Source organism: Paracoccus sp. L-17 (assembly GCF_056857655.1).
This window is the reverse complement of sequence record NZ_JBSXNM010000040.1, coordinates 55039-81293: the sequence shown is the minus strand read 5'-3', so window position 1 is coordinate 81293 and position 26255 is coordinate 55039. Positions and strand designations below refer to the sequence as shown.

Here is a 26255-nt window from a genome sequence, read left to right as displayed (position 1 = left end):
TCCTTACCTTGCGCTCAGCAACGATCCCGTGACCGTATTCTTCGCGATTTCCTGCCGCCCCAGGCGGCAAAAGCTGTCGGCATCCCCGGCCGCCGCCCCGTTCCGGTCCAGATAATCCTCGGCCACGGCATAGATGCGGTCCTTGTCGGCGCGGCTGTCCAGGAACGCCTCGATCTGGGCCGTGGAATAGCCCTTGTCGCGCGCGTATTTCTTCAGCGCGCGCGCCTGCATGAAGGCAAAGACGACACGCCCGTCGATGCTGGGACATTCGCGGCGGATGCGATCGGCGATCCGCGCCGCGATCAGACGGTCATTGATGTATTTTTCCTGCGCCAGCGGCTCCAGCGCGGCGGCCTGCGTCGCGGCCATTCCCAGGATCGCGACCAGAGCGGTCGCCACGCGGTTGCGGTTCTGTCGTTTCATCATCCGTGCCCTTCTTCTGTCATGGCCCCTGCCATAACAGCCGCCTGCACGGGTTTCCCCACACGACCCCGTGCGCGCGGCGTGAGCATATGCACGCGCGGACATCATTGCGCCGCCATCGCTCCCATGCGTCCGGTGCGTTTCGCCTTGATCCGGTCCTCGATCTCGCCGCGGAAATTGCGGATCAGGCCCTGGATCGGCCAGGCGGCGGCATCGCCAAGCGCGCAGATCGTGTGGCCCTCGACCTGCTTGGTCACGTCCAGCAGCATGTCGATTTCCTCGACCTCGGCCTGACCCGTCACCAGCCGTTCCATGACCCGCATCATCCAGCCCGTGCCCTCGCGGCAGGGCGTGCATTGCCCGCAGCTTTCATGCTTGAAGAACTTCGCCAGCCGCCACACCGCCTTGATCACATCGGTGTCCCGGTCCATGACGATCATGCATGCGGTGCCGAAGCTGGATTTCAGATCCCGCATCCCGTCATAGTCCATGATCGCGGATTCCGCCTGTTCGGCGGTGATGACCGGGCAGGACGCCCCGCCCGGAATGATCGCCTTGAGGTTCTTCCAGCCGCCGCGCACGCCGCCGCCATGTTTCTCGATCAGTTCCTTCAGCGGGATCGACATCGCCTCCTCGACGACGCAGGGATTGTTGAGATGCCCGGTCAGGCCGAACAGCTTGACGCCGGCATTGTTCGGCCGGCCGAAACCCGCGAACCATTCCGCGCCCCGGCGCAGGATCGCCGGCACCACGGCGATGGATTCGACATTGTTCACCGTGGTCGGGCAACCATAAAGACCCGCGCCCGCCGGAAACGGCGGCTTCATGCGCGGCATCCCCTTCTTGCCTTCCAGGCTTTCCAGCAGCGCCGTTTCCTCGCCGCAGATATAGGCACCGGCGCCGTGGGTCAGGTAGAGGTCGAAATCCCAATCCGAACCGGCCGCATCGCGCCCCAGCAGCCCCGCGTCATAACATTCGTCGATCGCCGCCTGCAGCGCCTCGCGCTCGCGGATATATTCCCCGCGGATATAGATATAGCAGGCATGGGCGCCCATCGCGAAACTGGCGATCAGCGCGCCTTCGATCAGCGTGTGCGGATCATGGCGCATGATCTCGCGGTCCTTGCATGTCGCGGGTTCGGATTCGTCGGCATTGATGACCAGATAGGCGGGCCGGCCATCGCTTTCCTTGGGCATGAAGGACCATTTGAGACCGGTGGGAAAGCCCGCGCCGCCCCGCCCGCGAAGCCCCGATGCCTTGACGATCTCGACGATCTTGTCGCGGCCCAGCCCGATCAGATCGGCGGTGCCGTCCCAGTTGCCGCGCTTTTTCGCGGCATCGAGGCCCAGATCGCCCATGCCATAGAGATTGGTGAAAATGCGGTCCTGGTCTTGCAGCATCAGACTCTTGTTCCTCTCATCCACGGGCTAGGAGTCGTTCCTGCGCCGCCAGATACGCCAGGTCACGATCAGCGACCAGACAAAAGCGCCGATCGCGGCCAGATCGGCCAGGAATGCCCACCGCGCCGCCCAGCCATAGCGCGCGCCCAGCCATTGCACGACGATCCAGGCGGTCATCGCCACCGCGATGACCACGGCCGCCTGCCGGATCTGGGCGGTGTCGCGGTCCGGCCGTCCCGCCATCAATACACGTCACCCTTCTCGACCCGGGCGGAAAATTCGGTCTCGCCGCCCGAGGCCAGCACCTTGGCCTGATCGACCCAGTCTTCGCTGCGGATCCGCGTTCCCATGCGGCCGAGGATCTCGGCGAAACGGTCGATCTCGGCCTCGTCCCAGGCGGCGATCTGCGCGAAACGGGTCACGCCGTGTTCGTGCAGCGTTTCCTCCAGCTTGGGTCCGACGCCCTTGATCTGCTTCAGATCATCCGCTGCGGCAGGATCCGCGTCCGTCGGTCCGGTGGCGGCCGCGCCGGCATCGGTTGCCCGTGCCGGATCGCTGGCGGAGGAATGGATGTCGTTCTTCTCGGGCTCGGGCCGCGGGCCGCCACGGCCGGCCTGCGCCTCGCCAGAGGGCGCGACATCGGCTTGCGGCGCAGGATCGGCCTGCGGCGCGGGGTGGTCGGGCTGCGCGGCCGGAACGGGTGACGCGGTGGCGGCGCCCGCGAAGGCCATCGCCGCCTCGGATTCGCTGCCACGCGGACGGGGCGTCTCGACCGGATCGGCGGCGCGGGTGGGCCGGGAACCGGGATGCCAGTGCGAACCGTCCATCGCCGCGTGTCCGTGGCACAGCGCCCAGATCAGCAGCAGCGCCAGAAGCACACCGGCGATGATGCCGAGAAACAATCCCCCCAGCCAGCCGGCCGAGCCGATGCCCGCGCTGAAAATCCAGACCAGAAGGCCCAGCCCGGCCCCGGCAATCCAACAATTTCTGTTGCAGTTCGCATCCGCCATGTGCCTGTCCCCGTGTCAGACCCGTATCAGGTCAATCCTTGCCTGACTCCTCGCCGTCCCGGCCTCCGTCCTGCGCGGCGCGGCGCGACGATCCGGTCTCGCCGTCATCGGCCAGCGCCCTGGCCTGTCCGGTCCAGTCGTCGCGGCCGGCCCTTCCCTTGAAACCTTCCAGATTGGCATCGACCCAGGCCAGTTCCTCGGGACCCCATGCGGCGATCTGGTCGAAATGGTAAAAGCCCATTCCGTTCAGCATCTCCTCCAGCTTCGGCCCGACCCCCTTGATCAATTTCAGATCGTCGGCAGAGCCGTCCCTCGGGGCATCGAGCCCCTCGGGCCGGCGGCCCGCATCGGCGGGTGCGGCGGTGTCGCCGTCAGCCTTGCGGGCATCGCCGCGGTCGTCTTTCTCGACCGCATCTTCCTGCGCGCGCACGCCCTCGGGTTCGCGGTCGGAAGGCGGATTGGCGGCCGAGGCGGCCTGTGCCTCGTGTTCGGTCACGCCGGTCTTGTCGGCGGGCTGGCCATTGGCGGGGCGCGGGTCGTGCCGGGGCCCGGCATCGAGCCCGGTCTGATCATCCGCGGCCGCGGCGGGGCGGTCGCGATCCAGCCATTTCGTCAGGATCGGAACCTCGGTCCCGTCGATCCGCTTCACCGTGTCGCCATGACGCCGCGCAAGCGATGCGCTGGCATTCAGCTCATTGCCCTCGCGTTCGGTCAGGCTGGTCAGCCCCGACGCGGGTTCCGATGCGAAACGGCCGTTCTGCGGACCGGGCAGCGGCACCTGACCTTCGGAAAAGGCGTCGATCAGCCGTTCAAGCTTTTCGGGCGTCAGATCCTCGTAGTAATCCTTGCCGATCTGGGCCACCGGCGCATTGGCGCAGGCGCCCAGGCATTCGACCTCTTCCCAGCTGAACTTGCCGTCGGCCGAGACCATGTGCGGATTGGGCGCGATCTTGCGCTTGCAGACCTCGATCAGCGCCTCGGCCCCGCAGATCATGCAGGTCGTGGTGCCGCATATCTGGATATTGGCAACCGATCCAATGGGTTTAAGCTGGAACATGAAGTAGAATGTGGCGACTTCCAGGGCCCGGATATAGGGCAGATCCAGCAGATCGGCGCAATATTCGATGGCCGGTCGCGACAGCCAGCCTTCCTGTTCCTGCGCGCGCCACAGGATCGGGATGATCGCCGATTGCCTGCGGCCTTGCGGGTATTTGGTCATCTGTGCCTCGGCCCATTCCCGGTTCTTGGGCGTGAAGGCGAAGCCGTCGGGTTGTTCGGGGCTCAGTCGGCGAAGCATCAGCGGTCAACCTCTCCGAACACGATATCCATCGTGCCGATAATTGCGGAAACATCGGCCAGCAAGTGGCCCCTGGCCATCCAGTCGATGGATTGAAGATGCAGGAAACCGGGCGCGCGCAGCTTGGCGCGATAGGGCTTGTTGGTGCCATCGCTGGTCAGATAGACGCCGAACTCGCCCTTGGGCGCCTCGACCGCGGCATAGACCTCGCCGGCGGGAACCCGGAAACCCTCGGTATACAGCTTGAAATGGTGGATCAGGCTTTCCATGTCGCGCTTCATCTCGCTGCGCCGGGGCGGGGTCAGCTTGCCGCGCGCCAAAATGTCGCCCTGCCCGGCCGGTTCGCGCAGCTTGTCGATCGCCTGCCGCATGATGCGGACCGACTGGCGCATCTCTTCCATGCGGACCAGATAACGGTCATAGCAATCGCCATTCTTGCCGACCGGGATGTGAAAGTCGAATTCGTCATAGCATTCGTAGGGCTGCGACCGCCGCAGATCCCAGGCCATCCCCGAACCGCGCACCATCACGCCGGAATAGCCCCAGTCCAGCACGTCCTGTTCATGGACGATGCCGATATCGACATTGCGCTGCTTGAAGATCCGGTTCTCGGTCAGCAGCCCGTCAAGATCGTCCACGACCTTCAGGAACGGATCGCACCAGGCCTCGATATCGTCGATCAGGTCGGGCGGCAGATCCTGATGCACGCCACCGGGGCGGAAATAGGCCGCGTGCAGGCGGGCTCCGCAGGCGCGCTCGTAGAACACCATCAGCTTTTCGCGTTCCTCGAAGCCCCACAGGGGCGGGGTCAGCGCGCCCACGTCCATGGCCTGCGTGGTCACGTTCAGCAAATGGCTGAGAATGCGGCCGATCTCGGAATACAGCACCCGGATCAGGCTGGCGCGGCGCGGAATCTCGACACCCGACAGCCGTTCGATGGCCATGCACCAGGCATGTTCCTGATTCATCGGCGCGACGTAATCCAGCCGGTCCAGATAGGGCAGGTTCTGCAGATAGGTGCGGCTTTCCATCAGCTTCTCGGTGCCGCGATGCAGCAGCCCGATATGCGGGTCACAGCGTTCGACCACCTCCCCGTCCAGCTCCAGCACCAGCCGCAAGACGCCATGCGCGGCAGGGTGTTGCGGGCCGAAGTTGATGTTGAAGTTGCGGATGCGCTGTTCGCCGGTCAGCGTGTCGGAAGAACCGTCGTCATAGACATTGTTGCGGATATCGCCGTCCATCACTTCGCCCCCTGCTTCTCGTCGCCCGGCAGGACGTATTTCGCGCCCTCCCAGGGCGACAGGAAATCGAACTGGCGGTATTCCTGGGTCAGGTTCACCGGCTCGTAGACCACGCGCTTGACGGATTCGTCATACCGCACCTCGACATAGCCCGTGGTCGGGAAATCCTTGCGCAGCGGATGCCCGCGAAAGCCGTAATCGGTCAAGAGCCGCCGCAGGTCGGGATGGCCCGAGAACAGGATCCCGAACATGTCGAAGATCTCGCGCTCGAACCAGTTCGCACTGGGGAAGATGCCGATGATCGAGGGCACCAGCTCATCCTCGCGGACGCTGACCTTCACGCGGATACGGTGATTCTGATACATCGACAGGAAATGCCAGACCACGTCGAAACGCTGCTGCCGTTCGGGGTGATCCAGGGCGGTGATGTCGACCAGCGTCGAGAAGCGGCAGGACGAATCGGTGCGCAGGAATTCGACCAGATCCAGGACGCCGCTGACGGTCGAGGCGACGGTCAGCTCGCCATGGGCGATCGCGGTATCCAGCACCTCGTTCGAGCGGCGCAGCTTGATGTGATCGGCCAGTTGGTCCAGCGCGTCGAGATCGGGATAGACGGACATGGCTTACCTCACCAGCGTGCCGGTGCGCCGGATCCGGCGCTGAAGTTGCAGGATGCCGTATAGCAGCGCCTCGGCGGTGGGCGGACAGCCGGGAACATAGATGTCGATCGGCACGATCCGGTCGCAGCCACGCACGACCGAATAGCTGTAATGGTAATAGCCGCCGCCATTGGCGCAGCTTCCCATGCTGATGACATAGCGCGGCTCGGGCATCTGGTCATAGACCTTGCGCAGCGCGGGCGCCATCTTGTTGGTCAGCGTGCCCGCGACGATCATCAGATCCGACTGGCGCGGCGATGCGCGCGGCGCGGTGCCAAAGCGTTCCAGGTCATAGCGCGGCATGGAGACCTGCATCATCTCGACCGCGCAGCAGGCCAGACCGAAGGTCATCCAGTGCAGCGACCCGTTGCGGGCCCAGTTGATGATGTCCTCGGTCGTGGTCAGCAGGAAACCCTTGTCCTGCAATTCGCGGTTCAGCGTCTGCGTCGCGACCTCGCGGTCGGGGCCGGCGGTGTTCGCGCCTGTCATCACGCCCATTCCATCGCCCCCTTCTTCCATTCATAGGCAAAGCCGATTGTCAGCACGATCAGGAACACGATCATCGACCAGAAGGCCGGATCCGAAAGCCCGGCGAAGCTGACAGCCCAGGGAAACAGGAATGCCATTTCCAGATCGAAGATGATGAACAGGATCGAGACCAGGTAGAAGCGCACGTCGAACTTCATCCGCGCGTCGTCGAAGGCGTTGAAACCGCATTCGTAGGCGCTGACCTTTTCGGGGTCGGGATTGCGCACGGCGATGACGATGGCCGCCAGCATCAGGACCAGCGCCAGCGCCGAGGCCATCGCCGCGAAGACGAGGATGGGCAGATATTCCTGCAACAATGGTTCCACGGGCGAATCCCCCTTTCGGCCGCGGGATCGGTGGCTGCCCGCGACGGGTTGGCTGTGGCCGGTTTAGCCTTGCGGGCCACCGGGGTCAACGGCGACGGATCGCCGCGCATTCCTGCAAAATCCCGCCATCGGCCCGTTTGACCGCGCCTTCCGCGCGGGCCGCGCCGCGATGCGCCGCGACGCGCCTGGAACATCCCTTCCGGTGAATGAAAAGACGGGCGGTCGCAGGGGCCGCCCGTCCTGTCGCAGAAACCCGTCCGCGATCAGAAGCGATACGAGGCGCGCATCTGCACCATGTCGGTGTCCAGATCCAGGCCGTTCACGTTGGACACGTCCTTGAAGTCCTGGCGGGTGTATTCGGCGCCGACCGAAAACCGGTTGTTGACCATGTATTCGGCCCCCAGCCCATAGGCAAAGGCGCCCTCGGACACGTCGCCCGCGTCCTGGTTGGTCGAAATCCGGGCATAGCCGGCCGTCAGATAGGGCATGAACCTGCCGAACTTCATCCCGGCGCGGCCCTTCAGACGCGCCAGGTCGCCATCGCCGCCGTTGTTGTCGAGATTGATCTTGTTGTAATCCAGCTCGCCGCCGACGACATAGCGGCCCATGTCGTAGAGATAGCCGCCGTGCAGACCATAGGCGTCGAGATTTTCGTCGAAGCCGCCGTTCGACAGGCTGGCATTGCCCTTGCCGTATTGCAGACCGCCGTAGAAGCCGCCCCAGTTCGGGCCCTGCTCGACCACGGGCGCGGTGATGATGGCGGGGCTGCTTTCGGCGACGGGCGCCGTATAGCCCCCGGCCGAAGCCGCACCGGCCGTCAGGATCGCCGCGGTGGAGATGATTGCGAATTTCATACCATTTCTCCTTTGCTGTCGAATGGTTGCGTCGATGTCTGCCCAACGCGCGGGATTCGCAAGGGATCGCCGGAAAAGGTGATCGGGCCGGCGGATGTGGTCTTGCTGCAACAGGCCGGGCGGCGCGGCCGGGCCTGCGAAGGTCAGCCCGGCGGGGTGTCGCCGGCGGCCCCGGTCAGCCGGATCACCCGGTCCATCCGCGCCGCCAGGTCGTGATTATGCGTCGCGATCAGCGCGGCCAGCCCGGTCTCGCGAACCAGCGCCATCAGCATGTCGAACACCCGGTCCGAGGTGCCGGGGTCCAGGTTTCCGGTCGGCTCGTCCGCCAGCAGCAGCGCCGGCGCATTGGCCAGCGCCCGGCAAAAGGCCACCCGCTGCTGTTCGCCCCCCGACAATTCGGCCGGGCGATGGGCGGCCCGATGGGCCAGCCCGACACGGTCCAGCAGGCCCTCCGCCCGCGCCGCCGCATCCCGCGCGGCCCGGCCATCGGCCAGTTGCGGCAGCACGATATTCTCGGCGGCGCTGAATTCGGGCAGCAGGTGGTGGAACTGATAGACGAAACCCAGCTCGCGCCGCCGCGCCTCGGTCCGGGCCCTGTCGGGCAGGCCGGTCATGTCGCGCCCGTTCAGCCACACCTTGCCGCCATCCGGCGTGTCCAGCAGCCCGGCGATATGCAGCAGCGTCGATTTGCCCGCCCCCGACGGCGCGACCAGCGCCACGACCTCGCCGCGCGCGACGGACAGGTCGATCGGGCGCAGCGCCTCGACCGGGGCCGGTCCGCCCTTGCCATAGGTCTTGGACACGGCCTCCAGCCGCAACACGTCACTCATAGCGCAGCGCCTCCACCGGGTTCATCCGCGCGGCGCGGCGGGCGGGAAAGATGGTGACGATGAAGGACAGGACCAGCGACAGGGCGACGGCGCGAAAGATGTCCCAGGCCCGCAATTCGGCCGGCAGCCGATAGATGCCGCGGACCTCGGGCTGCCAGGCGCCGCCGCCGCTCAGCGCGTTGATGGCGGCCATGATGTTGTCCACGTTCAGCGCCAGCGTGACACCCAGGATCACCCCCGCAAGGGTCCCGATCACGCCGGTAAAGGCCCCGCAGAGAAAGAAGACCCGCAGGACCGCGCCCTCGGTCAGCCCCATCGTGCGCAGGATGCCGATGTCGCGGCCCTTGTTCTTGACCAGCATGATGAGGCCCGAGGTGATGTTCATCGACGCGATCAGGACCAGCACCGACAGAATCACGAACATCACGTCATCCTCCATGTCCAGCGCCGACAGGAACGAGCCCGAGGAATCCTTCCACGACCAGACCTGCGCCCCCTCGCCCGCCGCCCGCATCAGCGGCAGGGTCCAGTCGTCCACCTTCTCGGGATCGGTCACATAGACCTGGATCTCGTCGGCCGCGCCCTCGCGGTTGAAATAGCGCTGCGCCTCGGCCAGCGGCATGTAGATCCGCGTCCGGTCGATGTCATAGCGGCCGGCGCTGAAGACATAGACGACCTCGTAGGCACTGACCCGCGGCGTCGTGCCGAAGGCGGTGCGCGCGCCCTCGGGCGCGATCAGGCGCAGCTTGTCGCCGACACCCAGCGACAATTCCCGCGCGATGCCGGATCCGATGGCGATGCCGTTGTCGAAATCATCGACATTGCCCGATGAGGTCGCCGGATCGACGATCCGTGGCATCGCCTTCAGATCGTCCGGCGTGACGCCATAGACCTCGGCCACGTTCGACGATCCGTTGGCCGTGGCCATGACCTGGCCGCGCACGACCGGCTCGGCCCGGAGGACGCCCGGCACCTTGGCCAGCCGGGCCGCCATCGCGTCGTAATCCCGGATCCGGCCGGGGGTGACATAGACCTCGTCGGTCAGCGGGTTCCGGATCTGCTGCGGGGACAGATAGACGCTGGTATGGGCATTGGCGCCCAGGATCGTGTCCACGAACTCGGCCCGGAACCCCGCGCGCACCGCCAGCGTCGCGATCAGCGCCATCACGCCGAGGGCGATCCCGATCAGGCTGATCCAGGTCATCACGCTGACCCCGCCCTCGGCCCGGCGCGCCCGCAGATAGCGCCAGGCGATCAGGAATTCGTAACGGGAAAAGGGCGCGGGGCTGGACATCCGGGGGGCCTTTGCAAAATCGCGGCGAACCTGACCGCAGCCGCCCGGAAGATCAAGCCGACAAAGGCGTGAACCCCTGCGCGCGGCGCGACGATGCGGCGTGACGGGGCGAACCTGGCCCTGCCCGCCGCTCCCCCGCCGGTGGTCATGCCCGCGCGTCACGCCGCGCCGCGCGACCCCGGGACTCCGCCGCGCCGGCCCCCGGGGTCGCGCTGGTTCCGTTAACGAAAAGCTCTTTGTGATCACAGTCTTTCGGGCTGTGATCACAATCGCGGTCTTCTGGCCGTTTTTCGCAATGCGGCTTGGAAATCCTTTCGCCTCCCCCCCGGATTGTGCCAAGACACCGGCAAATCTGCAGAACCGATGAGGGGGTCGCGATGAACATTCACGAATATCAGGCCAAGGCGCTGCTGCGCCATTACGGCGCGCCGGTCAGCGACGGTCGTGTCGTGACCAAGGCCGACGAGGCCAAATCGGCCGCGGGCGAGCTGGACGGCCCGCTGTGGGTGGTCAAGGCGCAGATCCATGCCGGCGGCCGCGGCAAGGGCCATTTCGCCGAAGCCGCCGCCGGCGAGAAGGGCGGCGTGCGTCTGGCCAAATCCGTGGCCGAGGCCGAGGAACTGACCCGCCAGATGCTGGGACGCACGCTGGTCACGCACCAGACCGGTCCCGCCGGCAAGCAGGTCAACCGCATCTATATCGAGGACGGCAGCGATATCGAGCGCGAATTGTATCTGGCCCTGCTGGTCGATCGCGGCACCAGCCGCGTCAGCTTCGTCGCCTCGACCGAGGGCGGCATGGATATCGAGGAAGTCGCCGCCAACACCCCCGACAAGATCGTCAGCTTCAGCGTCGATCCGGCCTCGGGCCTGTCCGATTTCCACGGCCGCCGCGTGGCCTTCGCCCTTGGCCTCAAGGGCGGGCAGGTCAAGCAATGCGTGGCCCTGATCCGCAACCTCTATCGCCTGTTCATCGAACGCGACATGGAGATGCTGGAGATCAACCCGCTGATCGTGACCACCGATGGCAACCTGAAATGCCTCGACGCCAAGATGGGTTTCGACAACAACGCGCTGTACCGCCAGCCCGACATCATGGCCCTGCGCGACGAAAGCGAGGAGGATCCCAAGGAACTGGCGGCGTCGAAGTTCGACCTGAACTATATCGCGCTGGACGGCGAGATCGGCTGCATGGTCAACGGCGCCGGGCTGGCCATGGCCACGATGGACATCATCAAGCTCTATGGCGCCGAACCCGCCAACTTCCTTGACGTCGGCGGCGGCGCGACCCGCGAGAAGGTGACCGAGGCATTCAAGATCATCACCTCGGACAAGAACGTCAAGGGCATCCTGGTCAACATCTTCGGCGGCATCATGCGCTGCGACATCATCGCCGAGGGCATCGTCGCCGCGGTGAAGGAAGTCGGCCTGGAAGTTCCGCTGGTCGTGCGGCTGGAAGGCACCAATGTCGAAAAGGGCCAGGAGATCATCGCCAATAGCGGCCTCAACGTGACCTCGGCCGACGACCTGTCGGATGCGGCCGAGAAGATTGTCAAAGCGGTGAAAGGATAAGCGGGATGGCCATTCTCGTCGACAAGACCACCAAAGTCATCTGCCAGGGCCTGACCGGCTCGCAGGGCACCTTCCACACCGAACAGGCCATCGCCTACGGCACGCAGATGGTCGGCGGGGTCACGCCGGGCAAGGGCGGGCAAGAGCATATCGGCCTGCCGGTCTTCAACTCGGTCCACGAGGCGGTGGCAAAGACCGGCGCGACCGCGACCGCGATCTATGTGCCCCCGCCCTTCGCGGCGGATTCGATCCTGGAGGCCATCGACGCCGAAATCCCGCTGATCGTGGCGATCACCGAGGGCATCCCGGTGCTGGACATGATGCGCGTCAAGCGCGCGCTGGAGGGCAGCAGAAGCCGCCTGATCGGACCGAACTGCCCCGGCATCATGACGCCCGGCGAATGCAAGATCGGCATCATGCCCGGCAACATCTTCCAGCGCGGCAGCGTCGGCGTGGTGTCGCGTTCGGGCACGCTGACCTACGAGGCGGTCAAGCAGACCACCGATGTCGGCCTGGGCCAGTCCAGCGCCGTGGGAATCGGCGGCGACCCGATCAAGGGGATGGAACATGTCGACGTGCTGGCCATGTTCCTGGACGATCCGGAAACCGAATCGATCATCATGATCGGCGAGATCGGCGGCTCGGCCGAGGAAGAGGCGGCCGAATTCCTGGCCCGGCAGAAGAAGAAGGGCCAGTGGAAGCCCACCGCCGGCTTCATCGCCGGGCGCACCGCGCCCGCGGGCCGGCGCATGGGCCATGCGGGCGCCATCGTCTCGGGCGGCAAGGGCGACGCGGAATCGAAGATCGAGGCCATGAAGAAGGCCGGGATCGTCGTCGCCGACAGCCCCGCGGGGCTGGGCGAGGCGGTGCTGAAGGCCATCAAGGGCTGATGATTTGACACCGGGCGCCGCCCTCGCGACGATGGCATGGCACGGGCAAGGAGTGGGTGAATGACAGCCAACCGCAGAGGCGCCTCGCTTGGAACGCTTCCGGGCGTGATGCGCGGCCCGTGCGGCGCGGCCTTGCCCGACCGGCGCGCGGCGATCGCATCTTGCCCGCTTGACCTGATCCCTCGGCCGGACATGTCCCTGGCGGGGATCGCCGGTCGCGGACGCGGATCGGCGCATCGCCCGGCCCGCCCATGATGGTTCCGGGCATCAGCATGACGGACCTGCGCCCGGCGCTGCTGCTGGGTTCGCTGCTGCTGTCGGGCTGCGGCGAACGCGCGACCGAAGACATCCTGCGCGGCGGCATTCCCGCCCGCACCGATCTGCATCAGGCCAGCACCCTGCCGCCGGATTCGGTGCGCACCGTCGCGCGCCGCGACTTCGGCTGGCGGCTGATCTATCGGCCCGCCCGCGCGCCCGCCAATGCCGGACCGGCCGCCGCAAGCGCCCTGTGCGGGCTGGAACGCCGCGCCGTGGCGCGGATCGACCAAATCCCGCGGATCGACCCCCTTGCCGATCCCGGCGCACGTATCATCGACATCTATTGCGCATGAGGAGATCGGGCATGATTGTCAACTTCACCCCCATCACGACGATCCGCAAACCGGCGCTTGCCGTTGCGGGGCTGCTGGCGCTCGCGGGCTGCGTGCCGCCGCCGGGCGCGCCGACCACCACCGGCCGCAGCGCCGCCGCGACCTCGCCCTATGCGATGGCGCCCGCGGCACCCCGCACGCCCCCGCCGGCGATCAGGCCGCCCGCCGAGATCGCGCCCCCCACGCCGGTCGCGCCCAGCTTTTCGGGACCGATGGACAGCCGCACGGGCATGCGGCAGTCCGCTGTCGTGTCGGTCTCGGGCAATGCCGATCGCGGCTTTTCGGTGATCTTCCGTCCGAAGCAGACCGAACCCGCCAGCGTCGACGGCGCGGCGGCCAGGCTCTGCGGCGACGCGGGCGTGGCCTCGGCCCGCACCAATTCCGGCGGCGGCTCCAGCGCCATGCCGGGCGTGTCGGTGATGGTGGTGAAATGCGGCGCGACGGCGTGACGGCTCGCCGACATCACCCGGATTTCGGCTGTCTCGCCGGCCCCGTCCTAGGCCGGCGTCGCGAAAGCCTGCGACCAGTTCACGGTCGGGATTCTCGGATCGGCGGCACAGGCGGCGATCTCGTCGGCCAGCGATTCTCGGATCGCCGCGCGGTCCGGCTCGCTCACCTCTATCGTGGTGCGGTTCATGCGGTCGATGCGCGCCCAGGCTGCCTTGCGCCATTCCCGCGGCACCAGGGCGCGCGCCACGCGCTTCAGCGCGGGGTTGTAGAGCGCGGCCTTCACCGTCCGGCTTTGGGTGACATAGCTTTCATTGCGATTCCGGTCGGCAGGCACATCTGCGACCGGTTCCACGCCCAGGTTCCGGCTGACCTGCCGCAACAGCGCCTCGCCCTGGGCGGCGTGGAAATCCAGGACTTCAAGCCGGTCGCCGAACAGCGCGTCATAGCGGGCGATCTGGCCGGAATATCGGCTGCGCAGGCGGTGATAGAAAAGCGGATGCCAGCCATCCGCGATCCTCTGCGCCTCGGCCCGCAGCGAGGCGGTCAGCCCCAGCGTCTCCAGCTGGTCACGCCGGGTGTGCTGATATTCAGAGATGATGCGCGCCACCGGGTCGCGCAGGACGGCCAGGATCCGGATCTCGCCCACGTCCGGACGCGCCGCGAAATCGGCGATGCGGCCGGCGGCGGCGGGGTTCCACAAGTAGTCGGTCGAGGCGTCCAGACGCCACGCCGCGGCGGGCTTGTGCGCGAACAGGGCGTGGTAATCGGCCAGATCACGCGGGATGCGGGCAAAGGCGCGCGCGCCGGGTCCGGACCAGCGCCGCTCGGCGAAATCGGTGAAAAAGCACGGCTCCTTGCCACGGGCCAACGCGATCTCCGGCAAGGCGCCCAACATCGCTGCCAGATTGCTGGTGCCGCATTTGGGCGCCCCGATCAGGAAGATGTAGTTCTGCATCCCGTCACCTTTCACATCCGGCCTTGCGGTCCCGCCGGCGGCCCGCGATTTGCGTCGGCATACATGTCGCGCCGCGCCCCGACCAGACCCGCATCCCGGCTTCTCATGTCTCGCTAAAGGTCCGAAACGATGAACGACCAGCCCAAGAACACCGATTTCCACGATTCCTCCTTCCTGCAAGGCCATAACGCCGCCTGGGTCGAACAGCTCTATGGCCAGTGGGCCAGGGATCCGGCCGCGGTCGATCAGGCCTGGGACGAATTCTTCCGCGGCCTCGGCGATGCCCAGGAAGACGCGCTGCGCGAGGCCGAGGGCCCGTCCTGGTCGCGCGCCGACTGGCCGCCGATGCCGCATGACGACACCACCGCCGCGCTGACCGGCGAATGGCCGATGTCCGGCAAGGCCGAGGCCGACGAGGCGATGAGGAAGATCGCCGGAAAGGCCGCCGAAAAGGGGGTCGAACTGACCACCGACCAGATGCGGCAGGCGGTGCTGGACAGCATCCGCGCGCTGATGCTGATCCGCGCCTACCGGATCCGCGGTCATCTTCACGCCGATCTCGACCCGCTGAAGCTGCGCCATGTCCCCGATCATGGCGAATTGAAGCCCGCCACCTATGGCTTCGGTCCCGGCGATCTGGACCGGCCGATCTTCATCGACAACGTGCTGGGTCTGGAAGTCGCCACCATGCGCCAGATCTGCGAATTGATGAAGCGCACCTATTGCGGCACCTTCGCGCTGCAATACATGCATATCTCGAACCCCGAGGAAGCCGCCTGGCTGAAGGAACGGATCGAGGGCTATGGCAAGGAAATCGCCTTCACCCGCAACGGCCGCCGGGCGATCCTGAACAAGCTGGTCGAGGCCGAGGGATTCGAGAAGTTCCTGCATGTCAAATACATGGGCACCAAGCGCTTCGGCCTCGATGGCGGCGAGGCGCTGATCCCGGCGATGGAACAGATCGTCAAGCGCGGCGGCGCGCTTGGCGTGAAGGAAATCGTCATCGGGATGCCGCATCGCGGCCGACTGTCGGTGCTGGCCAACGTGATGTCAAAACCCTACCGCGCCATCTTCCACGAATTCCAGGGCGGCAGCTTCAAGCCCGAGGACGTGGACGGATCGGGCGACGTGAAATACCATCTCGGCGCCTCCTCCGACCGCGAATTCGACGGCAACATCGTCCATCTGTCGCTGACCGCCAACCCCTCGCATCTGGAGGCGGTGAACCCGGTCGTGCTGGGCAAGGCGCGCGCCAAGCAGGACCAGCTGGGCGACCGCAAGGCCCGCACCGCGGTGCTGCCGGTCCTGCTGCACGGCGACGCGGCCTTCGCCGGCCAGGGCGTGGTGGCGGAATGCCTGCAGCTTTCGGGCATCCGCGGCCACCGCACCGGCGGCACGATCCATATCGTCGTGAACAACCAGATCGGCTTTACCACCGCGCCGCATTTCAGCCGCACCTCGCCCTATCCGACCGATATCGCGCTGATGGTCGAGGCGCCGATCTTCCACGTCAACGGCGATGATCCCGAGGCCGTCGTCCACGCGGCCAGGGTCGCCACCGAATTCCGTCAGAAGTTTCACAAGGACGTGGTGCTGGACATCTTCTGCTATCGCCGGTTCGGCCATAACGAGGGCGATGAGCCCATGTTCACCAACCCGGCCATGTATGCCAACATCAAGGGTCACAAGACCACCCTGCAGATCTACACCGACCGGCTGGTCAGGGACGGGCTGATCCCCGAGGGCGAGATCGAGGACATGAAGGCCGCCTTCCAGGCCCATCTCGCCGAGGAATTCGAGATCGGCAAGAACTACAAGCCGAACAAGGCCGACTGGCTGGACGGCAAGTGGTCGGGCCTCGAACGCGAAGGCGCGGAATATGTCGCCGGCAAGACCGGCATCCCGGCCGCGATGATGACCGATATCGGCCGCGCGCTGACCAGCGCCCCGGACGGCGTGAGCCTGCACAAGACCGTGGGCCGCCTGCTGGCGGCCAAGAAGGAGATGTTCGATACCGGCAAGGGGTTCGACTGGGCCACAGCCGAGGCCCTGGCCTTCGGCTCGCTCCTGGTCGAGGGCCGCGGCGTCCGCCTGTCGGGTCAGGACAGCATGCGGGGCACGTTCAGCCAGCGCCATTCCGCGATCATCGACCAGAAGTCCGAGGATCGCTATTATCCGCTGAACCATATCCAGGAGGACCAGGCCCGCTACGAGGTCATCGATTCGATGCTGTCGGAATACGCGGTGCTGGGCTTCGAATACGGCTATTCGCTGGCCGAACCGAATACCCTGACCCTGTGGGAGGCGCAGTTCGGCGATTTCGCCAATGGCGCGCAGATCATGTTCGACCAGTTCATCTCCTCGGGCGAGAAGAAATGGCTGCGCATGTCGGGCCTGACCATGCTGTTGCCGCATGGCTACGAAGGCCAGGGCCCGGAACACAGCTCGGCCCGGCTGGAACGGTTCCTGCAGATGTGCGCCGAGGACAACTGGATCGTCGCCAACTGCACCACGCCGGCGAACTATTTCCACATCCTGCGCCGCCAGATGCATCGCGGCTTCCGCAAGCCGCTGGTCATCATGACCCCGAAATCGCTGCTGCGGCATCCGCTGGCGGTCAGCCGCGCCGAGGAATTCCAGTCCGGCTCCACCTTCCACCGGGTGCTGTGGGACGATGCGCAGCGCGGCAATTCCGACACCAAACTGGTCCAGGACGGCAAGATCAAGCGCGTCGTGCTGTGTTCGGGCAAGGTCTATTACGACCTGCTGAAGGCCCGCGACGAGGCCGGCGTCACCGATGTCTACCTGATGCGGCTGGAACAATTCTACCCGTTCCCGGCGCAGGCCATGGTTGCCGAACTGGGCCGCTTCAAGTCGGCCGAGGTGATCTGGTGTCAGGAGGAACCCAAGAACCAGGGGGGATGGACCTTTGTCGAACCCTATATCGAATGGGTGCTGGAACGGCTGGGCGCGAAACATGGCCGGGCGCGCTATGTCGGGCGCAACGCGGCGGCCTCGCCCGCCACGGGCCTCGCCTCGCGCCACAAGGCCGAGCAGCAAGCCCTGGTCAACGAAGCCCTGAATATCGAAGGATGATCCGATGAGTACCGAAGTCCGCGTGCCCGCTTTGGGCGAATCCGTCACCGAGGCGACCATCGCGACATGGTTCAAGAAGGCCGGCGATACCGTGGCGGTCGATGAAATGCTGTGCGAGCTGGAAACCGACAAGGTCACGGTCGAGGTGCCCAGCCCCACAGCCGGCGTCCTGGCCGAGATCGTGGCCGAGGAAGGTGCGACCGTCGAGCCCAATGCCTTGCTGGCGCAGATCGACGAATCCGCCAAGGGCGCGGACTCGGGCCGGCCCTCCGCGCAGGACGGCACTGGGCAGGATGGCGGCAAGGGTGCGAAGCAGGACGCCGGAGAGGATGCGAAACAGGTCGCCGGACAGGACGCGAAACAGGACAAGGCCGCCGTCAGGGCAAGCGCCGAAACCCCGGAGGAAAAGACAGAGATGAGCGGCAATTCGGTGGACGTGATGGTTCCCGCCCTTGGCGAAAGCGTGACCGAGGCGACGGTGGCCACCTGGTTCAAGAAGGTCGGCGATCAGGTCGCCGCCGACGAGATGCTGTGCGAACTGGAAACCGACAAGGTCTCGGTCGAGGTGCCCAGCCCCACAGCCGGCGTGCTGGCCGAGATCGTGGCCGAGGAAGGCGCGACCGTCGATGCCAAGGCCAGGCTGGCGGTGATCACCGAGGGTGCCGCGGGCGGCGGATCCGAAAGCAGCCCCGCCCCCGCCGCGCCCGAGGAAAAGGCCACCGATGCCGGCCCCGAGGAAATGACCCCGCGCGAGGATGTCGAGGACGCGCCCTCGGCCCGAAAGGCGATGGCCGAAAAGGGCGTCGGCCGCGATCAGGTGACGGCCTCGGGCCGCGATGGCCGGGTGATGAAGGAAGACGTGGCCAGGGCCGGGTCCCCGGCCGCTGCCCCGGCGCCGAAAGCCGCGCCGCAATCCGCCCGCGCCCCCTCGGCGCCGCAGGATGCCGAACGCGAGGAACGGGTCAGGATGACCCGCCTGCGCCAGACCATCGCCCGGCGGCTGAAGGACGCGCAGAACAGCGCCGCCATGCTGACCACCTATAACGAGGCCGACATGTCGGCCATCATGGAACTGCGCGGCGAATACAAGGAGGCGTTCGAGAAGAAGCACAAGGTCAAGCTGGGCTTCATGTCCTTCTTCGTGAAAGCCTGCTGTCACGCGCTGCAAGAGGTGCCCGAGGTCAATGCCGAGATCGACGGCACCGATGTCGTCTACAAGCACTACGTCAACATGGGCGTCGCGGTGGGCACGCCCAACGGGCTGGTGGTGCCGGTGGTCAAGGATGCCGACCGCAAGGGCTTTGCCGAGATCGAGAAGGAGATCGGCGAATTGGGCACCAGGGCCCGCGACGGCAAGCTGACCATGGCCCAGATGCAGGGCGGCACCTTCACCATCTCGAATGGCGGCGTCTACGGCTCGCTGATGTCCTCGCCGATCCTGAACCCGCCGCAATCGGGCATTCTCGGAATGCACAAGATCCAGGATCGCCCGGTGGTCGTCGGCGGCCAGATCGTGATCCGACCGATGATGTATCTGGCGCTGAGCTACGATCACCGGATCGTGGACGGCAAGGGCGCGGTCACGTTCCTCGTCCGGGTGAAAGAGGCGCTGGAGGATCCGCGCAGGCTGCTGATGGATCTGTGATTTGCGTCCCGGGATGCCAGGGCCACGGCCCGGAAGCGGCGGACAGGTCCGGCGGAACCTTCCCGTTTCGGGCCTGACCCGGCGCGGGCGCTTCGCGTCCCGTTCGCGGCGGGTCGACGCCCCTTGCAGATACGGAACAGGGGTCCGATCGGCAAGGGTGACGGCTGATCGGCCTGTGCATTCATGCACTGATGCACCTGAGATCCGTTGGAAACGCGCGCGGGCGCACGGAACGATCGGGGATCGTGCGTTGTCGGTGCACGCCCTGTGCACGCGCTGTGCCTGTCCGGTGGCCGTCCGGTGCCCCCCGAAAGCCAGCATTTGCTGGGCCGGACGCGGCAGGGCCCAATTCCGCCCCGCCGCGCAACGCGCGCAGCCGTTGCGCAACACCCGGGGCGCCGCGTGACCGGCCCCCGCCACTGGATCGGCGTCGTCAGCCGCGATCATGTCCGCAAGGGCGTCGCCGGCGGCTTCGCCATGCTGAACCACGGCAAGCTGGGTCCGCTGACCGCGTTGACGCCGGGCGACGGGCTGATCTGTTACTCGCCGAAAGCCTCCTATCCCGACGGGCCGCCGCTCAAGGCCTTCACCGCCATCGGCACGGTCCGGGACAGCCAGCCCTACAAGGCCGAAATGGCTCCGGGCCGGACCGGCTTTCGCCGCGATATCGACTGGTGGAAGGCAACCGAAACCCTTCTTGCGCCGTTGGGCGACAGGCTGGAATTTACCCGCAGCAACTGGGGCCTCGTGGCCCGGCGCGGGCTTTTCGAAATCAACGCCGCGGATTTCCAGACCATCCGCGACGCCATGACGACGGAGTGATCCCGATGCAGATGATCGCCCATTACACGGTCAAGTCCTATGCCGCCTTCAGGACCGCCTTTGATGCCGATGCCGAGGATCGTGGCAACAACAGCCTGAACTTGCTGCAACTTTGGCGTGAAAGCGACAGCAGCGCCTGGGCATTGTTCGATGTCGGCAACGCCAGGACGGCGCGCGAGTATCTGGATGGCGCGGCGGCGGTCTTCAACAGTCAGGGCGGCGTGACCGCGACCAGCTTCCACTTTGTCGAGACCGCCTGATGACAGCCGAATTGACCGTTCTCGCCCTTGCAGGTCTTTTGCAGGGCCTTCAGTTCGCGGCCTTTTCGGTGGCGGCGAATCGGCAGATCGGACCGCGGGTCGCGATGGGCACGCGCGACGTCAAACCCGAACTGACCGGAACGGCGGGCCGCCTTCAGCGCGCCCTGAACAATCATTTCGAGGGGCTCGTCCTGTTCACCCTTGCCGTGGTGGTGGTCACCGTACCGGGCCAGTCCAGCGGCCTCACCGCCACCAGCGCCTGGATCTACCTGCTGGCGCGCATCCTCTATGTGCCGGCCTACGTCTTCGGCTGGGTGCCCTGGCGCTCGGTCATCTGGGCGGTCGGCTTCGCGGCCAGCATGATCATGATCCTGGCGAGCCTTTTCTGATCGCCTGCCGGGCCATATATCTCGCGACGGCATCGCCGCAAACACTGAAAAAGGGAATACCACATGTACGACCTCATCGTCATCGGCGCCGGACCCGGCGGCTATGTCTGCGCCATCCGTGCCGCGCAACTGGGCCTGAAGGTCGCCTGCGTCGAGGGCCGCGAAACGCTGGGTGGCACATGCCTGAATGTGGGCTGCATCCCCTCCAAGGCGCTGCTTCACGCCAGCCACATGCTGCACGAGACGCATGAGAATTTCGACCGGATGGGCCTGACCGGCGCCAAGGTGAAGGTCGACTGGACCAAGATGCAGGGCTACAAGGCCGAAACCGTCGCGGGCAATACCAAGGGTATCGAATTCCTGTTCAAGAAGAACAAGATCGACTGGCTCAAGGGCTGGGCCAGCATTCCCGAGGCCGGCAAGGTGAAGATCGGCGACGAGGTCCACGAGACCAAGAACATCGTCATCGCCTCGGGTTCGGTCCCGGCCGCGCTGAAAGGGGTCGAGGTGGACAATGCCGGCGGCGTGATCGTCGATTCGACCGGCGCGCTGGCGCTGCCGAAGATACCGAAATCCATGGTCGTGATCGGGGCCGGGATCATCGGGCTGGAACTGGGTTCGGTCTATGCCCGCCTGGGCGCCAAGGTGACCTTCGTCGAATATCTCGACGCGATCGCGCCGGGCATGGATGGCGAGGTGCAAAAGCAGTTCCAGAAGATCCTGCTCAAGCAGGGCATGGACTTTGTTCTTGGCGCGGCGGTCAAGAGCGCCGAGATCGTTCAGGGCAAGGCGAAGGTCGTCTATGCGCTGAAAAAGGACGACAGCGAAAAGACGATCGAGGCCGATTGCGTCCTGGTCTCGACCGGGCGCCGCCCGCATGTCGAAGGGCTGGGACTTGACACGCTGGGCGTGGAGATGACCGATCGCGGCTTCGTCAAGGTGAATGACCGCTGGGCGACCAACATCAAGGGTCTCTACGCCATCGGCGATTGCGTCCCCGGCCTGATGCTGGCCCACAAGGCCGAGGACGAGGGCATTGCCACGGCCGAGGTGATCGCGGGCAAGCATGGTCACGTCAATTACGACGTGATCCCCGGCGTCATCTACACCACCCCCGAAGTCGCCAGCGTCGGGCTGACCGAAGAGGCCGCGAAGGATAGCGGGCGCAAGATCAAGATCGGCAAGTTCCCGTTTCTGGGCAACGCGCGTGCCAAGGCGATGCTGCAGGCCGACGGCTTCGTCAAGATGATCGCGGATGCGGAAACCGACCGCATTCTGGGCTGCCATATCGTCGGCCCGAACGCGGGCGAGATGATCCACGAGATCTGCGTGGCGATGGAATTCGGCGCCTCGGCCGAGGATGTGGCGCTGACATGCCACGCCCACCCGACCACGTCCGAGGCCGTCCGAGAGGCCGCCCTGGCCTGCGGCGACGGCGCGATCCATGCCTGACCGCCCGCGGCGCGCGCTGCCCCTGGTCGGGCGGCGCGCCATGGTGCTGGCCAGCCTGGCCCTGGCCGCCTGCGGCGGCGGAGGAACGGGCCGCACCGCCCCGGCAGGGCTGACCAGGACCGGCCTTTATCCGAACGAGACCCCCTATATCCGATCCCGCATCAATTTCTGGGCGCGCCATTACCGGGTCCCGGCCCAGATCGTTCAGCGTGTGGTGATTCGCGAATCCCGCCACCGCCCTACCGCGCGCAACGGTGCCTATTACGGTCTGATGCAGATCCGGTATCAGACGGCGCGAACCATGGGCTATCGCGGTCCGGCGGATGGGTTGCTGGATGCCGATACGAACCTGCGCTACGGCGTCAGATACCTTCGCGGCGCATGGCTGGTGGCCGGCGGCGATCCTGACGCGGCGATCATGTGGTATTCGCGCGGCTATTATGACGAAGCCAAACGCAAGGGACTGCTGAAAAAGACCGGTCTGCGGCGCTAGCAGGTGTCGTTAATATACTGTCGCGGTAATGTGAGTCATGCTAATACGCGGCCGCGACTTTCATCTGTTTTATCAATCGCGTGGGAAATCGCGGCTCGGCATTGCCGATAGAAACGCGGTTCGATCCGGTCTGCATGACCGCGCGACGGAACGCCGCCTCAGCGGGACGCGGCGGATGCGGCAGCCTTTTCGCCGCCAAACAGCCAGCCCCAGATAAGGGAATTCTGTGGCTGCATCTGTTTGCGGGTCGATTGTTCGGCCGCGATCATCAGCCGCATCACGGCAGCCCCCAGATGGGGGTCGCATTCCCGTGCAACCAGATCCGCAACCTGCTGACGCGCCTCGCCGAGATCGTCGAGCGCCAGGCGCATTTCGACAATGAGATCATCGGGAATCTGCGCCATGAATATCTCTCTGCTTCACGCGGTTCCCGGTCAGTTTACCCAAGGTCAGCATGATTTGCACAAAGAAAATTGCTTTTCGGCGCGCGATCGGCGTGTTTTCCTCGCGAAAATGATAACCGAGGACGATTTTATAATGGTTTCAGGCAAATCAGGCGACGCGGGTTTCCGGAAACCAGGAACAGATCCGGTTCGGGGCCGAAACCTCAGGCGTTGAACAGGAAATGCAGCACATCGCCGTCCCGGACCTCGTATGTCTTGCCCTCGACGCGCAGCTTTCCGGACTCGCGCGCGCCCGCCTCGCCGTTGCCGGCGACATAATCGTCATAGCCGACGGTTTCGGCGCGGATGAAGCCCTTTTCGAAATCGCCGTGAATTTCGCCCGCCGCCTGCGGGGCCAGCGTGCCGCGGCGGATGGTCCAGGCACGCGCCTCTTTCGGGCCGACGGTGAAATAGGTCTGAAGACCCAGCAATGCGTATCCCGCGCGGATCAGCCGGTCCAGGCCGGCCTCTGCCAGACCCATCTCGGACAGGAACATTTGCTGTTCTTCCGGTTCAAGCTGGCTAATTTCCTCTTCGATCCGGGCCGAGATCACCACATGGCCCATCCCCTGCGCCTCGGCCATCCGCGCCACCCGCGCCGACTGGCTGTTGCCGCCGGCCGCGCTGGCCTCATCGACATTGCAGACGAACAGCACCGGCTTCGCGGTCAGAAGTTGCAGCATGGACCAGGCCTTGCGGTCGTCCTCGGCAACCTCGACGCTGCGCGCGGGCCGGCCGGCCTCCAGAGCCTCGAGCGCGCGTTGCAGCAGCACCTGCTGCTGTAACGCCTCCTTGTCGCCGCCCTTCAGCTTGCGGGCCAGATTGGTCAGCCGCCGCTCGATGGATTCCATGTCGGCGATCATCAATTCGGTCTCGATCACCTCGGCATCGGCGATGGGATCGACGCGGCCTTCCACATGGGTGACATCGCGATCCTCGAAACAGCGCAGCACATGCGCGATGGCGTCCACCTCGCGGATATTGGCCAGGAACTGATTGCCCAGCCCTTCGCCCTTGCTGGCGCCCTTCACCAGGCCCGCGATATCGACGAAGGTGATCCGCGTGGGGATGATCTGCTTGCTGTGGGCGATCGCCGCCAGCCGGTCCAGCCTCGGGTCTGGCACCGCGACCTCGCCCACGTTGGGCTCGATCGTGCAGAAGGGAAAATTCGCGGCCTGCGCGGCGGCGGTTCTGGTCAGGGCGTTGAACAGCGTGGACTTGCCCACATTCGGCAGCCCGACGATCCCCATGCGAAAGCCCATTGCGACATCCCTTGCTGATTTCGGCGTCCTCATAGGCGGATGGGGGCCGCAAGTCCAGCCTCGCGCGGATTGCGAAAGCCGTGCGGTCGGGCTAGTGCTGGGCGCCGGGACGAACGGGGACGGACATGACCAGGATCGACGCACGGTTTCAGGCGCTGAGGGCCGACAAGAAGAAGGCCTTCGTGGCCTACATGATGGCATCGGACCCCGACGACGCGACGGCGCTCAAGATCATGCGCGGCCTGCCCGGCGCGGGCGTGGACGTGATCGAACTGGGGATGCCCTTCACCGATCCGATGGCCGACGGGCCGATCATCCAGGCGGCGGGCCAGCGGGCGCTGGCCCAGGGCGGCAGCGTCAGCCGCACGCTGGCGATGCTGCGCGCATTCCGCAAGGAGGATGATGAAACGCCGGTCGTGCTGATGGGCTACTATAATCCGATCTATGCCCGTCCCGGCGGCGTCGAGGGCTTTCTGGCCGAGGCGTCCGAGGCCGGCGTGGATGGCCTGATCATCGTCGATCTGCCGCCCGAGGAAGATGACGAACTCTGCATCCCCGCCGCGAAAGCCGGACTGAACTTCATCCGCCTTGCCACGCCCACGACCGATGACCGCCGCCTTCCCGCCGTGGTCAGGAACACGTCGGGCTTCGTCTATTACGTCAGCGTTACCGGCATCACCGGCGGCCCGGCCGCCGACGCCGCCGAGGTCGCACCGGAAGTTGCCCGGATCCAGAAAGCGGCGAACCTGCCGGTGGTGGTGGGCTTTGGCATTTCGACGCCCGAGGCCGCCGAAAGCGTCGCCTCGGTCGCGGATGGCTGCGTCGTCGGCAGCGCCATCGTGAAGATGATCGGCGCGGGACGCCCGGTGCCCGAGATCCTGCAATTCGTGGCCGATCTGGCGGCCGGGGCGCATCGCGGCTGATGGACCCGCCGGCCCAGGATTGCGCCTTCGATCATGTCGCCATCGCCACCCGCGATCTGGACGAGGGCGCGGAATGGCTGCGGGCCAGGCTGGGCGTGGCGCCGGAACCGGGCGGGAAACATCCGCAGATGGGCACACAGAACCGATTGCTGTCGCTGGGACCGGGCGAATATCTGGAACTGATCGCCATCGACCCCGCGGCCCCCGCGCCGGACCGACCGCGCTGGTTCGGGCTGGACGGGTTCGACGGGCCACCCAGGGTCGCAGGCTGGGTCATCCGTCAAAGCCGGCTGACCGCGCCACGGGGCACCACGATCCTTGCGGCCAGTCGCGGAGGGCTGCGCTGGCGGATCACGGTTCCCGATGGCGGGCAGATGCCGCATGACGGTGCCGCGCCGATGCGGATCGACTGGGGCGGCGGGCCGCATCCCTCGGATACCCTTCCCGATCACGGTATCAGGCTGGCGCGGCTTTCTCTGCCGATTGACTTGCCTGTCGCCGATCCGCGCCTGTCGCGCGGCCCCTTCTCCCTGCGCCTCGCCACGCCCCAGGGCGAGGTCAGGCTGTGATCACGCTGCGCGAGGCACGCGGCGAGGATGCGCCGGCCATAGGCGCCCTGTGGAACCCCCTGATCCGCGACACCGATGTCACCTTCTGGCCGGCCGAACGCAGCGAGGCAGATATCGCCGCCCATATCGCCGAACGGCAGGCCGCCGGTCATCCCTTCCTGCTGGCCGAGGAAGATGGGGCGCTGCTGGGCTATGCCAGCTATGGCCAGTTTCGCGGCGGGCCGGGCTATGCGCGCAGCATGGAACATTCGGTCAACCTGGCTGCCGCCGCGCGCGGTCGCGGCATCGGGCGGATGCTGATGCAGGCGATCGAGGATCACGCCCGCGCTTGCGGTCATCGGCTGATGATCGGCGCGATCACGGCCACGAACAGCGGTTCGCTGCGTTTCCACGCGCGGCTGGGCTATACCGAATGGGGCCGTATTCCGGCTGCGGGCTGGAAATTCGGCCGCTATCACGACCTGGTTTTGATGGGCAAGGATCTGGGCGGGTAACGTTTCCTTCACCTCTGCCCCCTACCCTC

The 26255-nt window shown here is 66.0% G+C and carries 29 protein-coding genes; 14 read left to right on the top strand and 15 right to left on the bottom strand.

Features of this window, described 5'->3' with window-relative positions; translation table 11 throughout:
- Positions 1 to 3: 3 nt before the first annotated feature.
- The 12 genes from AC13CR_RS11805 to AC13CR_RS11750 all read right to left on the bottom strand — a co-directional run bounded on the left by AC13CR_RS11805 (position 4) and on the right by AC13CR_RS11750 (position 9862).
- A complete protein-coding gene (locus AC13CR_RS11805) occupies positions 4 to 423 on the bottom strand; it encodes a DUF5333 domain-containing protein (protein ID WP_292957436.1) in 420 nt (139 codons plus the stop codon).
- Between the two features lie 104 nt (positions 424 to 527).
- The gene (gene nuoF / locus AC13CR_RS11800; RefSeq protein ID WP_292957433.1) at positions 528 to 1823 is read right to left on the bottom strand and encodes an NADH-quinone oxidoreductase subunit NuoF; all 1296 of its coding nucleotides are present in this window, start codon (positions 1821 to 1823) and stop codon (positions 528 to 530) included.
- A 27-nt stretch (positions 1824 to 1850) separates the two neighbouring features.
- Entirely contained in the window at positions 1851 to 2066 is a 216-nt protein-coding gene (locus AC13CR_RS11795; protein WP_292957430.1) for a DUF5337 domain-containing protein, read from the bottom strand.
- Positions 2066 to 2833 carry a helix-hairpin-helix domain-containing protein gene (locus tag AC13CR_RS11790; RefSeq protein ID WP_292957427.1) on the bottom strand — a complete coding sequence of 256 codons (768 nt, stop codon included), beginning with the start codon at positions 2831 to 2833 and terminating at the stop codon, positions 2066 to 2068. The genes AC13CR_RS11795 and AC13CR_RS11790 overlap by 1 nt, the downstream gene beginning before the upstream one ends.
- A gap of 31 nt (positions 2834 to 2864) precedes the next feature.
- Entirely contained in the window at positions 2865 to 4130 is a 1266-nt protein-coding gene (locus AC13CR_RS11785; protein ID WP_335662236.1) for an NADH-quinone oxidoreductase subunit E, read from the bottom strand.
- Complete coding sequence (locus tag AC13CR_RS11780) at positions 4130 to 5371, bottom strand: NADH-quinone oxidoreductase subunit D (RefSeq protein ID WP_292957421.1); 1242 nt, start codon at positions 5369 to 5371, stop codon at positions 4130 to 4132. The genes AC13CR_RS11785 and AC13CR_RS11780 overlap by 1 nt, the downstream gene beginning before the upstream one ends.
- Positions 5371 to 5991 (bottom strand): NADH-quinone oxidoreductase subunit C, encoded by a 621-nt coding sequence (locus tag AC13CR_RS11775; protein ID WP_292957418.1) that lies wholly within the window; start codon positions 5989 to 5991, stop codon positions 5371 to 5373. The genes AC13CR_RS11780 and AC13CR_RS11775 overlap by 1 nt, the downstream gene beginning before the upstream one ends.
- Positions 5992 to 5994: 3 nt before the next feature.
- Positions 5995 to 6519, bottom strand: coding sequence for a NuoB/complex I 20 kDa subunit family protein (locus AC13CR_RS11770; RefSeq protein WP_292957415.1), 525 nt, complete (start codon positions 6517 to 6519; stop codon positions 5995 to 5997).
- Positions 6519 to 6884, bottom strand: coding sequence for an NADH-quinone oxidoreductase subunit A (locus AC13CR_RS11765; RefSeq protein WP_292957412.1), 366 nt, complete (start codon positions 6882 to 6884; stop codon positions 6519 to 6521). Before AC13CR_RS11765 ends, AC13CR_RS11770 begins: the two co-directional genes overlap by 1 nt.
- 263 nt (positions 6885 to 7147) lie before the next feature.
- The gene (locus AC13CR_RS11760) at positions 7148 to 7738 is read right to left on the bottom strand and encodes an outer membrane protein (protein WP_292957409.1); all 591 of its coding nucleotides are present in this window, start codon (positions 7736 to 7738) and stop codon (positions 7148 to 7150) included.
- A 143-nt stretch (positions 7739 to 7881) separates the two neighbouring features.
- Positions 7882 to 8568: an ABC transporter ATP-binding protein gene (locus AC13CR_RS11755; protein ID WP_292957406.1), complete on the bottom strand. Its 687-nt coding sequence runs from the start codon at positions 8566 to 8568 to the stop codon at positions 7882 to 7884.
- On the bottom strand, positions 8561 to 9862 hold the full coding sequence (locus AC13CR_RS11750) for a lipoprotein-releasing ABC transporter permease subunit (protein ID WP_292957403.1): 1302 nt from the start codon (positions 9860 to 9862) through the stop codon (positions 8561 to 8563). The genes AC13CR_RS11755 and AC13CR_RS11750 overlap by 8 nt, the downstream gene beginning before the upstream one ends.
- A gap of 377 nt (positions 9863 to 10239) precedes the next feature.
- Between AC13CR_RS11750 and sucC the strand changes: the two genes are divergently transcribed.
- From sucC to AC13CR_RS11730, 4 genes are all read left to right on the top strand, one after another.
- Positions 10240 to 11433: an ADP-forming succinate--CoA ligase subunit beta gene (gene sucC / locus AC13CR_RS11745; protein WP_335662234.1), complete on the top strand. Its 1194-nt coding sequence runs from the start codon at positions 10240 to 10242 to the stop codon at positions 11431 to 11433.
- A 5-nt stretch (positions 11434 to 11438) separates the two neighbouring features.
- Positions 11439 to 12323, top strand: a complete 885-nt coding sequence (gene sucD / locus AC13CR_RS11740) for a succinate--CoA ligase subunit alpha (RefSeq protein WP_292952435.1) — start codon at positions 11439 to 11441, stop codon at positions 12321 to 12323.
- A gap of 272 nt (positions 12324 to 12595) precedes the next feature.
- Positions 12596 to 12934 carry a hypothetical protein gene (locus tag AC13CR_RS11735; protein WP_292978752.1) on the top strand — a complete coding sequence of 113 codons (339 nt, stop codon included), beginning with the start codon at positions 12596 to 12598 and terminating at the stop codon, positions 12932 to 12934.
- 11 nt (positions 12935 to 12945) lie between these two features.
- A complete protein-coding gene (locus AC13CR_RS11730) occupies positions 12946 to 13422 on the top strand; it encodes a hypothetical protein (protein ID WP_292952431.1) in 477 nt (158 codons plus the stop codon).
- Between the two features lie 47 nt (positions 13423 to 13469).
- Here the strand turns inward: AC13CR_RS11730 and AC13CR_RS11725 are convergent, their stop codons facing one another.
- Entirely contained in the window at positions 13470 to 14378 is a 909-nt protein-coding gene (locus tag AC13CR_RS11725; protein ID WP_292952428.1) for a sulfotransferase family protein, read from the bottom strand.
- 129 nt (positions 14379 to 14507) lie between these two features.
- Here AC13CR_RS11725 and AC13CR_RS11720 point away from each other — a divergent pair, with 129 nt between their 5' ends.
- The 7 genes from AC13CR_RS11720 to AC13CR_RS11690 all read left to right on the top strand — a co-directional run bounded on the left by AC13CR_RS11720 (position 14508) and on the right by AC13CR_RS11690 (position 22535).
- Positions 14508 to 17474 (top strand): 2-oxoglutarate dehydrogenase E1 component, encoded by a 2967-nt coding sequence (locus AC13CR_RS11720; RefSeq protein WP_482900779.1) that lies wholly within the window; start codon positions 14508 to 14510, stop codon positions 17472 to 17474.
- Between the two features lie 4 nt (positions 17475 to 17478).
- A complete protein-coding gene (odhB, locus tag AC13CR_RS11715) occupies positions 17479 to 19119 on the top strand; it encodes a 2-oxoglutarate dehydrogenase complex dihydrolipoyllysine-residue succinyltransferase (RefSeq protein WP_446233276.1) in 1641 nt (546 codons plus the stop codon).
- 402 nt (positions 19120 to 19521) lie between these two features.
- Positions 19522 to 19941 carry an EVE domain-containing protein gene (locus tag AC13CR_RS11710; protein WP_292952419.1) on the top strand — a complete coding sequence of 140 codons (420 nt, stop codon included), beginning with the start codon at positions 19522 to 19524 and terminating at the stop codon, positions 19939 to 19941.
- 5 nt (positions 19942 to 19946) lie between these two features.
- On the top strand, positions 19947 to 20201 hold the full coding sequence (locus AC13CR_RS11705; RefSeq protein WP_292952416.1) for a hypothetical protein: 255 nt from the start codon (positions 19947 to 19949) through the stop codon (positions 20199 to 20201).
- Positions 20201 to 20590, top strand: coding sequence for an MAPEG family protein (locus AC13CR_RS11700; RefSeq protein ID WP_292952413.1), 390 nt, complete (start codon positions 20201 to 20203; stop codon positions 20588 to 20590). Before AC13CR_RS11705 ends, AC13CR_RS11700 begins: the two co-directional genes overlap by 1 nt.
- 63 nt (positions 20591 to 20653) lie before the next feature.
- A complete protein-coding gene (gene lpdA, locus AC13CR_RS11695) occupies positions 20654 to 22042 on the top strand; it encodes a dihydrolipoyl dehydrogenase (protein ID WP_292952410.1) in 1389 nt (462 codons plus the stop codon).
- A complete protein-coding gene (locus tag AC13CR_RS11690; RefSeq protein ID WP_292952407.1) occupies positions 22035 to 22535 on the top strand; it encodes a lytic transglycosylase domain-containing protein in 501 nt (166 codons plus the stop codon). Before lpdA ends, AC13CR_RS11690 begins: the two co-directional genes overlap by 8 nt.
- 158 nt (positions 22536 to 22693) lie before the next feature.
- On the opposite strand, the gene AC13CR_RS11685 is transcribed toward AC13CR_RS11690, so the two are convergent.
- Both AC13CR_RS11685 and ychF read right to left on the bottom strand, forming a co-directional pair.
- On the bottom strand, positions 22694 to 22939 hold the full coding sequence (locus tag AC13CR_RS11685; RefSeq protein WP_292952404.1) for a hypothetical protein: 246 nt from the start codon (positions 22937 to 22939) through the stop codon (positions 22694 to 22696).
- Positions 22940 to 23142: 203 nt separating this feature from the next.
- Positions 23143 to 24240, bottom strand: a complete 1098-nt coding sequence (gene ychF / locus AC13CR_RS11680) for a redox-regulated ATPase YchF (RefSeq protein WP_293014787.1) — start codon at positions 24238 to 24240, stop codon at positions 23143 to 23145.
- Between the two features lie 125 nt (positions 24241 to 24365).
- On the opposite strand from ychF, the gene trpA reads away from it, so the two are divergent.
- From trpA to AC13CR_RS11665, 3 genes are read left to right on the top strand one after another with little or no spacing between them, the layout of a single operon-like run.
- On the top strand, positions 24366 to 25163 hold the full coding sequence (trpA, locus tag AC13CR_RS11675) for a tryptophan synthase subunit alpha (RefSeq protein ID WP_292952398.1): 798 nt from the start codon (positions 24366 to 24368) through the stop codon (positions 25161 to 25163).
- On the top strand, positions 25163 to 25732 hold the full coding sequence (locus AC13CR_RS11670) for a VOC family protein (protein ID WP_292952395.1): 570 nt from the start codon (positions 25163 to 25165) through the stop codon (positions 25730 to 25732). The genes trpA and AC13CR_RS11670 overlap by 1 nt, the downstream gene beginning before the upstream one ends.
- Entirely contained in the window at positions 25729 to 26226 is a 498-nt protein-coding gene (locus AC13CR_RS11665) for a GNAT family N-acetyltransferase (protein WP_348670805.1), read from the top strand. The genes AC13CR_RS11670 and AC13CR_RS11665 overlap by 4 nt, the downstream gene beginning before the upstream one ends.
- Positions 26227 to 26255: the final 29 nt, after the last annotated feature.